Raw genomic sequence first — 15,431 nt, forward strand, 5'->3', positions numbered from 1 at the left:
TGGCATTTTTTGAAAGCGTTTAACTTCAGGTTGTTGAAAACGCTTCTATTTCTGCCCTTTCAATTATTGTGGATGTTCAAAAAATGCCGCTTGCCATGCTCGGAAGGCCGATCCGCGGGTTGAAGAGAGGCCTTTTTAGTTCCGGGGCAACAACAAAGCCTGCCGAACGATTCGGCAGGCTTGCCTGCGATAGATGTGCAGCATTTTAGGAAATGAGCTTATGCGTCTCCCGGTATTGCCCGGGTGTCGTGCCTACGATTTTTTTGAAGCAGCGGATAAAGCTTGATGTGTTGGAGAAGCCCGTCTGCTGGGCAACGCCGTCCAATGTCTGGTTCGTTGTCCTTAGAAGCTGAATAGAGGTTTGAATGCGGAATAAGTCGATGTATTCTTTAAAGTTCTGACCCATCGTTTTCTTGAAATGATGGCTGAAGTTAGACGGCGACATCGCAAAATGGTCCGCAATCAGCTGAAGGGAAAAGTCAGGGTTTAATCCCCTTTGCTCGATAAAGCGAGTAACCTCATCTTGGGATGCATTTCGGACAGGCGGCAAGGTGTTCTGGATCATGAGGCATAACCGCTCGCAGCTGTCCCGGATAATATCGGCCATTTGATCGACGGTATACCGGAACTGGTAAGCCGTATCCGTAAGCCGGAGCAAGACATCGTCCTCCGGGCTAAATCGCTGCAGCCCGTTAAGCAAAGCGCTGACCGTGTTAATATAAACGCTTCGGACCATATGAGGCGGCATTCCCGCGCTGCTCATTTGAGAGACAATACGGTTCGTAATAGAGCGAACAGCTCCGGAATCATTTTTCAGAATGGCCAGCTCCAGCGATTGAAGCAGCTCCGCGTAATAGGATACGGAGCCGGATTTGGGCGCTTCCAGCTCATCGAAGACGATAACCGGGCTGCCACCGCGCAGCTGAAGATGCTCCGTTGCCCGTACCGCCTGCAGGTAGGCAACATGGATAGCTTCTGCCCGGTCAGGCTTGCTCGAGGTTCCTATGCCGATATAGACCCTCGCTCCCGTCTGCTCTTCCAGCTCCCTTCCGGTATCCGCCAGAAATTGTTTAATCGCAAAGCCTGCCTCATGAGAGCAAACGTAAATCATTTCGTGACTGTAGATGCTCTTCAGAAAATAACCCGTACCTCCGATTGGCTGCGAAGCTTCCAATGCCCTTAAGTATTCCGCTGCCCGGCACTCCGTTCCTTCATCGCTCTTCGGGGATTCGATCGACAGAACGGCAACGGCAACCGCTTCATGCGGGAATGCAATGCCGTATGAAGCCGCCTGTCGCATAAAAGCTTCGTCATTGCCTGCTTTCCCGCTTACTAGCTCCAGAAGCAGATGATCCCGAAGCACCGGCATCGTCTGCTTCACTCTGGCATCAAGGGAGCTGTTGACCGATACCAGTTCGCCAAGCGCAAAACGGATCATCTCGAATTCATTCATGGGCTTCCTTCCGCCAGGCTCGAACAAATTGGAGGCAAAGTCCACAATTCGCTTGATCGGCTGATAGTTCCGTCGGATCGCCACATAGATAACGAGAATTTCGAGCAGCAGCATCATGCCAATCAGAACAACCGTATTGCGCTGAATCGTCTGAATGCCCTGCAGCATCTCCGTTACAGGCAAGACGCTTACATACTGCCATCCGTTCTTGTCGGAAACGGTATGCGAAATAATATAAGAGCTGCCGCCTTTCTCGTAAAAGCCCGCTCCCTTGCCGCTTTTATCAAGACCGGTCAGGAAGCTCTGCACTTCATTTGTAGGTATGTACGATCCTTTGTTGGAAGTGAGCAGAGGACGGCCTTCTCCATCCAAAATAAAGAAATCTCCGCTGTACATCTCCGACATGGAGTTCAGCATCCGGATAATCGTATCTTCTCGAACCATAATGAGCACCGCACCCGGCGTTTCGTAGCCGCCAATCGGAAGCGGAAGGGCAAAGGTAAGCATGCGTACATGATTGCTGCCCGGAATAATGACATCTTCTACCGGCCTTACTAACGTCCCCTTCAATTGGTTCAGTTCATTAAACATGTCAGGCCAGTCTTTATAGTAATAACCGATGCCCGGTTTGCCGAAATCGCCCACATTGTAAGCGCTTCCTGTTTTGGCGAATAAATAACCCATACTTTCTATATAAAGCAGGGTGTTGTCGATAAAGCCGTCTGTGGCATTATATTTCCGCATTTCGTTTGCGATTTGCACGCGTTGATAATCAATGTCTTCGGCGTTGTACAATTTGATCTCCCGGTTCTTGAGCAGCTCGAATGGCAAATTGTATACGTAACGGGTAAATGTATCCATCGAAGTTCTTACCTGCTCCGTAAGATGCGTATTCCAGTCCATCTCCTTCTGTTTGACAACCGCCGTCGAGTGCGGATAGTAGTAGACCAAAATAATCAGCAGCGGGAACAGCAGCACCAGAAAGTAGGAGACGAGATGCTGGATCAGCAGATTCATACGGCTTCTTTTCATCGCAACCACCTTTCGCCCTTGCCTAACTTAAGGGATGGGAAAAGTCTCAATAATTGCTTTATTATACCACCCCGGGCAAAAGCAGACTACAGCCCTAAGCAGCAAATGAAACCATTCCATTCGATCCCCGGACGGAATAAGAAAGGATGAATTTGGAAAAATAAAGGAATGTTCAACATTTCATCCAATTGAATAACGAGGTTACGATGAATAAAATTACAGGCTATCAATTGTTCGCAATCACCTTCATTTTTCAAATCGGCACTACGATTATTTTTGGCTTTGGCGGTCAGGCTGGCAAGGATGCATGGATTGGCGTATTGCTATCCAGCTTCCTGGGCGTATTTGTGGTTCTAGTCTACACGGTCCTCATGCGATTGAATCCGGGGCTGACCCTAGTTCAATGGTTTCCTGCGCAATTTGGGAGTTGGATCGGAACTCCGATTGCATTTCTATACCCCCTTTTGTTTATATATATCGCTGGACGGATTACTGCAGATATCAGGGACATGGTTTCAACAACCTTATTATTTAACACGCCGCTTATCATCATCTCGGGGGTGTTTGTCTTTATTATTGCCTATTGCGTATATGGCGGAATTACGCGGGTATCCCGGCTGGGGGAAATGTTTCTCCCCATCGTGCTGCTCTTGTTTTCGATTGAAGTCATTCTTCTAATCAGCTCAAACGTTATGCATTACCATAACTTGCTCCCTGTTTTAGAAAACGGTTGGGCCCCCGTCTGGAAAACCGTTTACCCGCCGGGCATCACTCAATCGTATGGAGAATCCATTATCCTTGCGATGTTCTGGACGGAGACCAAAGAGCCAAATAAAGTCATGAAAATTACGATTCTCACCACTTTAATGTCGGGAATCATGGTAACCATCTTCGATTTGATGGCTGTACTTGTTTTTGGAGATATGTTCTCAGGTTTCCTGTACCCTCTTTACACTCTGCTTAGTTTAATAAGCATCGGCAAATTCATTGAAAACCTGCAAATGTTTGGCGTGCTGTATTTATTAATGACGGCTCTGTTAAAGGGCGTTATAGAAATGTTCGCAGCGGTAAGAGGGATTCAACAATTAATGAATATGAAGAGCTACCGTGCGCTTGTCATCCCATCCTGCGCCGTTGCACTTTTTCTCGGAATGACGATGTCCAAAAACATAGCCGAGCATATTTATCGCCATCACTTTGAAATATTGGTGCCTTATGTGTGGGTGCCGTTATTCTTAATCTTGCCAACGATTCTTCTCCTTGTTACTTTGTTGCGTCGGCAATTGGCGAAATGAATCTCTTCATTTCATTACCTCGTCCGGTTTTAATTGCAATGCGGGTCCCGTTACCCCTATCCGTCTAACCGTAATGTTCGCTTTTACGGAAACTTCGGCTTCCCGGAACTCTTTTTCCCAGTCATTCTTTAACGATCTCCATAATGCCAGATTCTTTCTTTTGATCGTATCGCTGAATCCGAATATATCTGTTCCATACTCTTCCTGAACTTTGGAAATCGTTCGCGATACGGTTTCTTCAATATGTTTGTCCAATGCGTTTTGAACCAGGCTAATATGATTAGTCCGTGTCAGGTCCAGCCTGGTGTTATTTTCACGGATTGCTCCATTGGCTGTTAGTGTAACAAGAAATTTCAGTTTGCCGTTCTGGACAGTCGGCTGAATGTTGCTATGCAATTTAAAGAGAACAATACTGACATTGCCTTCTTCATCAGGTATCGTTGCAGGAACCGTCAACTTGTTTAGATCTCCGGTTACCCATCGCACTGCCCGGCCTTCCTCCATATTCAAAAAACCAACCAATTTCAAATCTTTATTAAAAACCGCCGTTCCTATAATTCGGAATCCTTCCGGATTGGACGACGTATTCCGATTGGGTTGGTTCTCTGTTTTAGAATCCATGCCAATGGCAACCGCGGGCACGGCTGGAGAAGCTCCTTCGCTTGTTGCAGCATGCAAAAAGTTCAGCAACCCCATTTCGACGGGCGTTCCTATTTGATCGTATTCTCCTAGAACCCCAAGCGCGGCAATGTTTTCCAACGGGTACGAGGTTTTCAAAAATTCGTTTGCGGTGCCTCCCATGACAATAAATATATCGGTTCTCAGCTTAAGGTTCGGATCCCGCGTGTAAGTATCGAATACATCCTTAACTCCCTGTCTAGCCATGGATTCCCCGATCACAATGACACGCCGATGTCCTCGAAACACTAACCTGGAAAGCTTAGTCTGCATCTGCTGTACCGCGTCCAGCGTATTCATGCCTTCGCCCGAGACGACAAAAAACGGCTTGTCATTACCCCCTCCGTTTTTACCATTTTGCCCACCGTCTATTCTGGCCGGGATGATCACCTGGGCACTGATCTTGACTCCCTTATTCGGGGCTTTGTCGATCCCCCACCCAAGCTCAACCGCAATCTCGTTTACTTCGGAATTATCCCAACAGCCAGATACTAATGTTAGAGAAAGAAACAGAAAAAACAAGCTTGCCTTATTTAACTTATTCATTCGTCTGCATTTCCTCGCTTTGAACTTGGTTGCTGACCTTTCGGGATCCGGGTTTTATTGGCTCCGGATGTAAAGACCGAACGACGGGTCATACTCCACCTCGGCGCACGTATAAATACATCCTTGAGGCTTTGAGGTACACTCGGAACGACCGGACTCAAATACGGAACTCCAAACGACCGCAGGCCAAGAAGATGGATCATCAAAAGGAATAATCCGCTGATTATCCCATATAAGCCCAGCATGCCCGCCAATATCAACATGGGGAAACGAAGAAGACGATAGGCGGTTCCGAAATTATACCGCGGGATGGCAAACGATGCGATCCCGGTCGTGGCAACAATGATGACGACAGGAGCGGATACGATGCCCGCTTGTACGGCAGCTTGTCCAATGACAAGCGCTCCCACAATGCTGACGGCCGAACCTACGGCCTTGGGCATGCGAATGCCGGCCTCGCGAAGCCCCTCGAACATGAACTCCATTAACAATGCTTCGACAAACGTGGGGAACGGGACGCCTTCCCTTGAATTTGCGATGCTAATAAGCAAGTTCGTAGGGATAAGCTGTTGATGGAAGGTTGAGAGCGCCACGTACAAGGACGGAAGCAGCAGTGCGATATTAAATAAGGAATACCGGACGAATCGAATGAAAGTTGTGTATATGGAGCGTTCGTAATAATCTTCTACTGCCTGCAAACCCGTCCAAAACGTCATCGGAGCGATGAGCACGAAAGGGGTGTTATCGACAAGGACTGCGACTTTCCCTTCGAGCAAGCTTGCGCATACGATATCGGGCCGCTCGGTATTTTGAATTTGCGGGAACGGAGACCACGGCGCATCTTCAATAAATTCTTCGATAAAACCTGACTCCAGTACCCCGTCCATCACAATTCGGTCGATTCTGCTGCGGACTTCCTTCAGGATCGCGTTCGAAACTATCCCTTCAATATATACAATCACAACATCGGTCTGAGAAACTTGACCGATCGTAACGGATTCCATTTTAAGCTTTGGACTACGAATTCGTCTGCGTATTAAACTGGTATTGGTACGCAGTGTTTCCGTAAAACCATCCCTTGGACCCCGAACGGAAATTTCGGCAGCCGGTTCTTCAATCGAGCGTTTCTCGAATCCTTTAAGATCCGCGACAAGGGCTTTATTTTCTCCGTCAGCCAAGAGAACAATATTCGCCTTCAGAATGCCATCTATTATGTCGCCTAAATTCGAAACGGTTTTAATTTGCGAGACGGCAACCAGTTTATCTTGAATCATCTGCCCCGATATCGGGACCTCATCGTATAGGAGTGGCGCTAACACCATGTTTTCCAGCGTTTTGTTATCGATTAATCCATCCGCATAGACGATTAGAATGGCAGGATTGGTGCTGATTGAACGAAAAATGATATCGGAGCATTGTTGAAATGTTTCCCTGACCATCTTCTCGTTTATAGAAAGCTTTGTGCTTAATTGCATTGGAGGCTCAGTCGATTGTAACCGGTCAGAACTATGATAGCGATCAGATTGTTGTCGACTTCTTATCCGCATCAAACGCATTTCCCTCCTCCAAGCATGTAAGCAAGCATCTCGTTGTGTAGTGTATCCAATCTTTCCAAATCTTTTTCAAACCATCAAAAAAGAGCTGCCTCATGGCAGCTCTCTCTGTAAGTTCGTATTAGCCTTCAACGGCTACTTTCTTTGCGGTCCCGCTGGTCTGTTTCTCGTCAGAAGCTTGAGCAACGCGTTTAATGAAGAAGGTCAGAATGAGACCAATGACGCCGATTCCGACGATAACCAGATAAGCATCGTTCATCCCGCTGATTGTCGCATTCGTAATCATCTGCTGTTGGTCCCCGGTTGCTCCGGATGCCATCGCATCCTGCAGATGGGATTTGGTTTGCGTAGTCAGGATCGTAACGAGAAGCGATGTGCCAACCGCACCCGCTACCTGTCTGATCGTATTGGAAATCGCCGTGCCATGCGCGTTCAGACGGTTAGGCAATTGGTTAAGACCCGCTGTCTGGACAGGCATCATCAGAAGGGCCATACCGATACGGCGGCCGGTCGACATCAGAACCAGATAAGTGTAGCTTGTCGTATCCGTCAGATTAATGAAACCGAGGGTTGTCACGATAACGATAATCATACCGGCAACGGACAGCCATTTGGCGCCGAACTTATCAAACAGTCGGCCTGTAACAGGCATCAGGAAGCCCATGATAAGCGCGCCCGGAAGAAGAAGCAGACCCGATTCCATCGCCGTATAGCCGCGCGCGTTCTGCAGATAAAGCGGAAGCAGCATCATATCCGCATACATAATCATCGTAATCGCAATGTTGATGAACGTTGTTAAGCTGTACATATTGTACTTGAAAGCCCGCAGGTCAAGCAGCGGATTCTCGGAAATGAGCTGCCGCCATACGAACAGCACCAGAGAGATAAAGCCGCCGATAATCGTAATAAGCACTTCCGCGCTTTCCCATCCCGCGCTGCCCGCGCGGCTGAAGCCGTACAGCAAAGCTCCGAAACCGATTGTGGACAAGACAACGCTAATCACATCGATTTTCGGATACGAACGTTCCGAAACATTCGTAAGGAAAACAAATCCGCAAATGATAACGATAATGGCGAGCGGAATCATGCCGTAAAACATCATTTCCCATTTAAAGTTCTCGAGCACCCAGCCGGCAAGCGTAGGACCAATCGCCGGTGCGAAAATAATGGCGAATCCAACCATCCCCATTGCGCCTCCCCGCTTCTCGGGCGGGAATAAGGTCAAAATAACGGTCATTAGAAGCGGCATAATAATACCGGCACCAGCCGCTTGAATCAAGCGCCCAATAAGCAATACGTTAAAATCCGAAGCAAGCGCAGATACAATCGTACCCGCCAGGAATAAAATCATCGACGTCTGGAACAATTCCCGCGTCGTAAATCTTTGCATCAAAAAGGCTGTAATCGGAATTAAAATACCGTTAACCAGCATGTAGCCGGTCGTCAGCCATTGGACTGTAGTAGCCGAGATGCTAAAATCTTTCATTAACTCAGGGCCGGCCACGCTCATAATCGTCTGGTTCAGCGTCGCAATAAAGGCGCCCAGAATCATAACAAATAAAATAGGACCCTTTTTGATAGAACTGTCCGCTTGTAAACCTTTACTCAACCGCTCCATCCTTCTTTCTTGTCTCTCTAGACTAAATTTACAACGTGTCGTATAGTGAACATTGTATAAATTAAATTATAGCTCGAGCCGCCCCTTTTACAAGCGACGATTCTAGTCAAAAGTGTAAATTAGTTTACAGAAATTGAATTTATGTAGTATTTGTAAAGAAAATAATACAGTCAAAACGAAATTGTCGTTTACTACTAGGAATTTAATAACTAAAGGAAAGGAAGGGAGTAACGATGGATAAAACAACAACCCGGACGGATCCGCGTATTTTGCGGACGCGCCAGCTGCTTAGAGATGCCTTTATCGATCTGCTCGAGGAAATGGATATCGAGAAAATTTCGGTTAACAAGCTTGCGGAGCGCGCTACAATCAACCGCGTCACCTTTTACCTTCATTATAAGGACATTCCGGATATGCTGGAAAAAATGGCGGATGACATGATCGAGGATATTAACCAGGTTCTAGACCGTTCTACCGTAAAATCGGACTCTCCGGAGGTCATCAATACAACGATGCTTGTAAAGCTGCTTGAGCATATCGCGGAGCATGCGAAATTTTACAAGATCATTCTGGCCTCTCACCGCACGACGATCTTTACCGAGCGATTATTGCGGTTGTTGACCAAGCTGATCTCGGATGGCATCGACAAACGGGGAAATGATTCTTTTGTGGCGAAAGCCAATATTCAGAAGGATATCGCGGTATGGTACAGCTCCGCTGCCTTGATCGGCACCATTGTATCTTGGCTTCGCGCGGACATGCCTTATACCCCGGTGTTTCTCGCCAAGCAGTTCTTCCTGCTCCGTACGCTGCAGGAGCCGAAAGAATGAAATAAATCGCCCTCATCCTGGAAACCTTACATACAGGTGAAGGCGATTTTTTACGTTGCTTATTTATCCTCATGGGGCTTAGTGCTTTGTCTGACAATAAGCTCCGGTTCAAGGGAGTACACTTTCTTGACCTTTTCCTTGTTCATCAGGTCGCGGAGCACGCGCACCGCCGTCCGTCCTAGATTATTCGCCTGCTGCGATACGGTTGTCAGCTCGGGAATAACGTGATGCGCCAACGGAATATCGTCGAATCCCACGATCGAGATATCCTCCGGCACGCGAAGTCCCTGCTCCACCGCCGCCTTGATCGCGCCGATTGCCGTAAAATCATTGACGCAGCATACCGCCGTCGGCCGGTCCTTTAATTGCAGCAAAGCCTCCATTTGCGTTCGTCCGGAATCAACGGAGAAGCTGTCCGGCAGAATCCAATCCTCACGAACGGCAAGGCCCGCGTCCTTTAAAGTCTTCTTATAAGCCCGGATCTTGACAGCTGTAGTTGCCATATGAATCTGCCCGCCGATAAAGCCGATCTTCTTGTGGCCGATATCGAGCAGATGTTTGACCGCCAGAACGGTACCAGCGTACTCGTCCGTTACGACGCGCGTAATGCCGGAGTCCTTCAAATTGCCGTTTACGAGCACCATCGGAATTTTCTGCGAATGCTCAACGACCTCCTGGACCAAGGCGGGGCTGCAATCCTTCAGGTTAATACGCCCGCCCATGAACAGAATGCCGTCCACCCGCTTCTCCTGCATGATGGTCAGGAACTCCGATTCCTTGTCGTGAAGCCCTATCGTATTGCAGAGGAAAAAGGTATGGCCGGACTCCCTGCCCTCCTGCTCCGCGCCTGAGAATACTTCCGGAAAAAACGGGTTCGTAATATCCGGTAAAATAACGCCAATAATTCCCGTCTCTTTCTTCAGCAGACTCCTTGCGTTAGCATTCGGCTGGAACTGATATTTTTGCATGATCGCTTCGATCTTTTCCCTCGTTGAGGCACGTACGGGAGCGGTGTCGTTAAGTACGCGCGAAACGGTCGCAACGGACACCTTGGCTTCCTTCGCTATATCGTACACAGTCACTTGCTTCATCTGATAGGTTCTCCTCTGGAACATCTAATATAGTTGAAATTATACCAAAGTTAGGTTGCTAAAGAAACGGATTTAAGCAGCCGCTATCCGCCAATGTTCCTAAAAAAACCGCTGCCCGATATGATTGATTCAAAAATTGAACGCATCATCCAAGCAGCGGTTGCTCACAACCTTTTTATTTTGCGGCGAATACTAGGATTGAATAGAAATCCAGCGCTTGCTGGACGCCTGGTCATAAAGCAGGCGTACCTTGGACGGGCTTGCTCCATTCTCGTCAAAGAGGACAAGCTCGTTGCGGTCCTTCAGCCATGCCATCGGAATTTTATAATCCTCCTGCGGACCAACCTGCCAGTAACGGCCAAGGTCGATGCCGTTCAGCCACAGCGTTCCTTTGCTCATGCCGGTTAAACGCAGCTTCAGCTTGGCGTTAACATCCGCCGGAAGCACCGGCTTGTCGAATTGCACGGTATGCCATACCGGAACGCCTGTCTCTCCCGCATACGGCTTACGGTTAAGCTTCCGGACATCGGCAATGCGCCATCCGTTTAGCTCCTTCTTCGAGGAAGACGCGAGAAGCTCCAGACGCTGCAGCGGCGATTTAACGTAAGCCATTTCGATCAGATTGGAGCCTTCCTGAATGCAATCCGAGATATCCAGCGTGTGATGCAGGAACCAGTCCTGATAGCCTTCCAGCTTGATTTCCTTGCCGTTAATGCTAAGGCGTCCGCTGATCGCGCCTACCAGAACCGCGCGGTCGAAACCGGCTTCCACGCTAAAGGTTCTGCTGATCATGCTGCCACCCGCGATAGAATTGACTTCATTCAGATGGACCGTTGCCTCTTCATGCTTCCATCCGCCAAGAAGGTCAATCGATTGTCCGTCCGCATAGACCGCTCCGGCGATCCCCTTCGCTTCGCCCAAATAAGGCGAGAAATTGAGACGGCCCATATTTTGCACCAGAATTTGCAGCTGGTTCTTGCTGTTAGGCGTAAGCTGCACTTCTACCGCCGCTGCTCCTACCTTCTGCACAAGCGCCTGCTGCTTGCCGTTCAGGTACACTCTGGCCGTATCCTCCAGCTTCGAGAGCACTAGCTTCGTAGCATTCTCATTGCCGGCATCGATGTCGCATTCATAAAGCAAATGGCCATATGGCTGACCAAGCTCGGAGAAGGCTTTCGGCTGCGAGGCTTCCTGGCCTTGCGCCGCTGACAGCTCGCAGGCTTCGGAGCTCCAGCCTTCAAGGACCGGCGCTTGCAAATACACGTACGGCGCAAGCTGTCCGCCAGGGAGAGCTCCCCAATCGCCCAGGTGAATCGGCTCCGCATCGCTGTCGTGAAGAGCAGCCCGGAATGTACCGTCCTCCAGCAGGTCGAAATCAGCGTAGCCAATCGCCCAGCCCGCGCCGTTCTTGCCGGCAATCCGCCAAGCCCGGTCCGCGCTGTCTTTGTTGATGACCACAATGCGGTAAGGCTTGCCGCCAACGGTCAGCTGAACGAACTGCGCCTCGTGGAAGTGACAAAGATCAAAAGCAACTCTTCCGTCGCCAACCATCTGTTGTCTTCTGACCCCGTCATCCTGAACCAGAATCGGCTGATCGGATTCCAGCTCGATATACGAACGTTGCCCGTTCTCCGCATAAACAATAAGCGTATGCTGGCCATCGATCAATTCATTGGCGATCAGATACGTATTGCAGGTCAAATAAACGCCCGGTTCAAGCTGAAGCCTGTCGATTACAGGAATAACGGCAGAAGAACCAACCGTAACGGGAATGGTCCGGCCGTCCGGCAGCGTCATGCTGGTTGTTTCCCGCTCATCCTTCGAGCTCTCCACAAACCAGATCCGCTCCTTGCCTTTCTCGCGAACCCGTGCTGAGAACCCTTGCGGAAGAGCTGCCAGCGCCGCGTCGCCTTCAACCGCATTCAACAGGACGCTTTCCGTTGCTTGGACAAAGTAAGACATCCGTTTGGCGGTATTATATTTATCCGTGACGCGCCCGTATTCGCTGAGCGGTGCATCATAATCGTAAGAGGTCACCATGAAAATATCGCTGGCGCCAACCGTACGGCCGCCGTAGCCGCCAAAGTTCGTGCCGCCAAAGAACATGTAATGGCTGATGCCCGTAAATCCGGCCCGCAGCGATTCCAGCATTCTTTTCTCGTATAAGGCTGCCGTCTTCTGCGTAGCCGCAGGCGCACCCCAATGCTCGAACCAGCCGGTCCAGAACTCGGTTACGATCTTAGGCGTATCCGGCTGCTTTTGCACCAGATTGTTATAATGGTGATCCGCACCCGACCAGAAGTTTGCGCCTTCAACCGTGCCTTCCGCGCCGCCGACGCAAGTGATCAGCGGTACCGTTACGCCCCGGTCCAGCATAACGTCTCTTAGATGAAGCATATAGTCGCGCGCAACCTCGTCGCTTGCCAGATAACCGTATTCGTTCTCCACCTGCACGAGAATAACCGAGCCGCCGGCATTAATTTCGCGCTCCTTGATAATCGGAATAATCCGGTCCATGTAGAGGTCCACATAGGTCAGATATTGCTTATCGAAGGCCCGGAATTTCATATCCTCTTTGTTATTCAACCAGTAAGGGAATCCGCCGAAATCCCATTCCGCGCAAATAAACGGACCGGGACGGGCAATGACCCACAGGCCCAATTCATGGCATAGATCAAGAAACGCGCCGCAGTCGTTATCGCCTTCGAAGTTCCACTTTCCTTCTTCCGGCTCGTGAACGTTCCAAGCAAAATAAGTATCGACGCAATTCATGCCGGCCAGCTTCGCCTTCACAAGCACCTCGCGCCATTCTTCCTTCGGCATCCGGAAATAATGAATGGCCGCGCTGTTCAGGAACACTTGCTCTCCGTTAATATTGTAGCTGAATGCGTTATATTGAACCGCCGTATTTTTATGCGGCAGTCCATTCGTTTGTACGATGGTTTCCTGCATCTGAAGTGCTCCTCCCTATTTCTCTATTAAAGAGTTACATTGGCTATGACCACAGTCGTTACGGACTGTGCTTCAAGGTTAACTGTAAATTTGTTGCTATGAATGGACAGCTCGGCTTCAACCAGGTTTTCCAGCTCCGATGTGCGATATATCTTGGCTGCTGCATCGCCTTGGACAAACGGGCCGAGATCATAACGGATTTGTCGTTGTCCTTCCCGGTTATGCGCAACCACTGTCAGCTGTTTGCGGGCTTCATCGTAGGCTGCAATAGAATCGCGATCATCCAGCCATAAAATGCGACTGCCCGGACGAATAAACTTGCTGAATTGAGCCATCGCGTAATATTGCTTCGTCATTTCGTATTGACCGTCGCCATGCCTGAAATCGGTGTGGATAAATCCCCAGTTATTCATGGCGCTTTCATCCTCTACGGCCTGCCAATACACCCAAGCTGCGGGCTGCAGCAGCCGCAGATCCGTAATGATCCTCTCGGCCAGCTCCATCACGCTGGTCATATCCCCGTGATCATGCGGTCCGGCACCCCCGGTTCCGTACTCCGACATCCACAGCTTCTTCCCCTTCTCCTGCGCCAGCATGCGAATCTCCTCAAGCTGAACGCCATTATAAGAGTGGGTATTGATTTGCGAGAAGCTGTTAAACGTCTCTTCGTCATAACCGTGCAGCATTTCCAGCGTTTCATCCACGCTGTTCTCATCGGGTGCGCTGACTGCCGTTTCGGTTAAGCCTTTTAATTGAAGGGATCGGGCCGTTAGCTTGATGATCTCCATTTGTTTATCGAGCGAGAAATGTGCGCCTTCTTGAATATTGCCCTTTTTCCACCAGTTCGAGATCGGTTCATTCAACGGATTAAGCGTCCGGAAGGCAACGCCGTGCACATCCTTATAGTGTTTAACCACTTCCGTCAAATAGTCCGCAAACGGTTCATAACATTCTTCACGCAAATTATTGCCGCCGTCTTCCGCACCCGTAACGGAACCGCTTATCGTCATCCAATAAGGCGGCGAATTGGAAAAAGCTTCTGCAATATCAGCCCCGCGCTTCATCGCTGCCAGCAAGACCTTCCGCTGACCTTCATCTGCATTCCAGTTCCATATGCCCTTCTCCGGTTGAAATCCCGGAACATCACCGCCTGGGCGCAGCGTGTTAGGCTGGATTGCCGGGTTTTCCCCGCCGCCAATGTTGTACCGGATTATGTTTAAGCCAAGGCCTTTATCCGCATCAAAGATAAGATCCATGATCTCGTCCTGCTTATCCCGGTTGCTCCACTGGCCGACAATATGCCCCCACCAGGCAAGCGAAGTACCCCACCCTTCAAAGCCGTCATAGCCATTCTCCGGCTTGATCTGAATAAAGGCACCTTCGTTAGTAAATCCGTTATCGTGTCCATTAATGCCGCTCATAAGTCCTCCTGTTCCAGCCTATTCTGAAACCTATTTCATGAAACGGGTTTCATAAATGCTGAAAAATGAATACCCTTTGATGGGTATTGGTGATTATGGAGTTCAATTGAAAAGGCTTACAATAATCTGGTTTTAATTATATTCCCGACTTCCGGAAACTGTCAATACTTGTTTATCGGCTCGTTCAGAAGCAAAGAGACCGCCCTTTGGACAGTCTCTTTACTTAGGCTTGCCCGCTATTTTACCGTTACGCTCATCTTCTCGCTCTTCATTATTTATGGGTATAAAATACTTCGAATTCCGCAACGGAGTCAAAGCGGTTTAGGGTTACACCTTCCGCTATGAGATGCTTCTCCAGCTTGCCGATAAGCTGCAGCACGGCTAACCGTAACGGTTCAAAATTAACAGGATCCAGCAACGACACAAGATCCGGATATCCATAACGAACGTAGTACTCCCAATAGTCACCAATGTCAACTAGTCCTGGCCAACGTCCTTTTTCCGCCGCGTACAATATTCGGGCTAGTCCCTCGCTGCTGAAGCCGTTCATCTCGCCGGTCTTGTTCGATCGGGGAGGAGATCACCTCGGAAGCCGAATCTACGGCGTAATGGATTGTCTCTTTACGCCTATCTTCTTCGAAATCCAGCATCGCGCTTAGATCGTCTTCAGCCGAGGAATCAACTTTCATAAATTCGGCTTCCGAATCGCGAAGGCCAACGGAATACTTTTCATAGCGATTACGAGTGACGCCTTCTTGGACGTACACGAAGTTAACGCTGCCGTTGACATCAATCTCTTCCATCGGGACGATCTCGCCCGTAGTCGTGAAGCTATAGTACTGGGGCCAATAAGCATAGACGGCAACCGTAAAGGGAATGAGGAGCAATAAGATGCCTATGATCCAGTGGCGGTATGACTTTTGACTTTCGTTGTTTGTCATTTGAGGTATTTCTTTCAATTT

The 15,431-nt window shown here is 49.2% G+C and carries 11 protein-coding genes; 2 read left to right on the forward strand and 9 right to left on the reverse strand.

The window, feature by feature from the left end; translation table 11 throughout:
• Positions 1 to 205 precede the first annotated feature (205 nt).
• Positions 206 to 2,485 (reverse strand): helix-turn-helix domain-containing protein, encoded by a 2,280-nt coding sequence (locus CFI03_RS30105; protein ID WP_248762706.1) that lies wholly within the window; start codon positions 2,483 to 2,485, stop codon positions 206 to 208.
• Between the two features lie 206 nt (positions 2,486 to 2,691).
• Here CFI03_RS30105 and CFI03_RS30110 point away from each other — a divergent pair, with 206 nt between their 5' ends.
• Positions 2,692 to 3,780, forward strand: a complete 1,089-nt coding sequence (locus tag CFI03_RS30110) for a GerAB/ArcD/ProY family transporter (RefSeq protein WP_248762707.1) — start codon at positions 2,692 to 2,694, stop codon at positions 3,778 to 3,780.
• A gap of 6 nt (positions 3,781 to 3,786) precedes the next feature.
• Here CFI03_RS30110 and CFI03_RS30115 read toward each other — a convergent pair whose 3' ends face one another.
• The 3 genes from CFI03_RS30115 to CFI03_RS30125 all read right to left on the reverse strand — a co-directional run bounded on the left by CFI03_RS30115 (position 3,787) and on the right by CFI03_RS30125 (position 8,109).
• Positions 3,787 to 5,004 (reverse strand): Ger(x)C family spore germination protein, encoded by a 1,218-nt coding sequence (locus CFI03_RS30115; protein ID WP_248762708.1) that lies wholly within the window; start codon positions 5,002 to 5,004, stop codon positions 3,787 to 3,789.
• Positions 5,001 to 6,551 carry a spore germination protein gene (locus tag CFI03_RS30120; RefSeq protein ID WP_481857726.1) on the reverse strand — a complete coding sequence of 517 codons (1,551 nt, stop codon included), beginning with the start codon at positions 6,549 to 6,551 and terminating at the stop codon, positions 5,001 to 5,003. Before CFI03_RS30120 ends, CFI03_RS30115 begins: the two co-directional genes overlap by 4 nt.
• Before the next feature lie 127 nt (positions 6,552 to 6,678).
• Positions 6,679 to 8,109, reverse strand: coding sequence for a DHA2 family efflux MFS transporter permease subunit (locus CFI03_RS30125; protein WP_248762876.1), 1,431 nt, complete (start codon positions 8,107 to 8,109; stop codon positions 6,679 to 6,681).
• A 299-nt stretch (positions 8,110 to 8,408) separates the two neighbouring features.
• Between CFI03_RS30125 and CFI03_RS30130 the strand changes: the two genes are divergently transcribed.
• Positions 8,409 to 9,005: a TetR/AcrR family transcriptional regulator gene (locus CFI03_RS30130; RefSeq protein WP_248762710.1), complete on the forward strand. Its 597-nt coding sequence runs from the start codon at positions 8,409 to 8,411 to the stop codon at positions 9,003 to 9,005.
• Positions 9,006 to 9,064: 59 nt separating this feature from the next.
• Here the strand turns inward: CFI03_RS30130 and CFI03_RS30135 are convergent, their stop codons facing one another.
• The 5 genes from CFI03_RS30135 to CFI03_RS30155 all read right to left on the reverse strand — a co-directional run bounded on the left by CFI03_RS30135 (position 9,065) and on the right by CFI03_RS30155 (position 15,428).
• A complete protein-coding gene (locus CFI03_RS30135) occupies positions 9,065 to 10,096 on the reverse strand; it encodes a LacI family DNA-binding transcriptional regulator (RefSeq protein WP_248762712.1) in 1,032 nt (343 codons plus the stop codon).
• Positions 10,097 to 10,288: 192 nt separating this feature from the next.
• Complete coding sequence (locus CFI03_RS30140; RefSeq protein WP_248762714.1) at positions 10,289 to 13,048, reverse strand: beta-galactosidase; 2,760 nt, start codon at positions 13,046 to 13,048, stop codon at positions 10,289 to 10,291.
• A 26-nt stretch (positions 13,049 to 13,074) separates the two neighbouring features.
• Complete coding sequence (locus CFI03_RS30145; RefSeq protein ID WP_248762716.1) at positions 13,075 to 14,469, reverse strand: glycoside hydrolase family 30 protein; 1,395 nt, start codon at positions 14,467 to 14,469, stop codon at positions 13,075 to 13,077.
• 271 nt (positions 14,470 to 14,740) lie between these two features.
• Positions 14,741 to 14,893 (reverse strand): hypothetical protein, encoded by a 153-nt coding sequence (locus tag CFI03_RS30150; protein ID WP_248762717.1) that lies wholly within the window; start codon positions 14,891 to 14,893, stop codon positions 14,741 to 14,743.
• A gap of 49 nt (positions 14,894 to 14,942) precedes the next feature.
• Positions 14,943 to 15,428 (reverse strand): hypothetical protein, encoded by a 486-nt coding sequence (locus CFI03_RS30155; protein WP_248762718.1) that lies wholly within the window; start codon positions 15,426 to 15,428, stop codon positions 14,943 to 14,945.
• Positions 15,429 to 15,431 lie beyond the last annotated feature (3 nt).

It is taken from the genome of Paenibacillus sp. ATY16 (assembly GCF_003399985.2).
Classification (GTDB): domain Bacteria; phylum Bacillota; class Bacilli; order Paenibacillales; family Paenibacillaceae; genus Pristimantibacillus; species Pristimantibacillus glycanilyticus.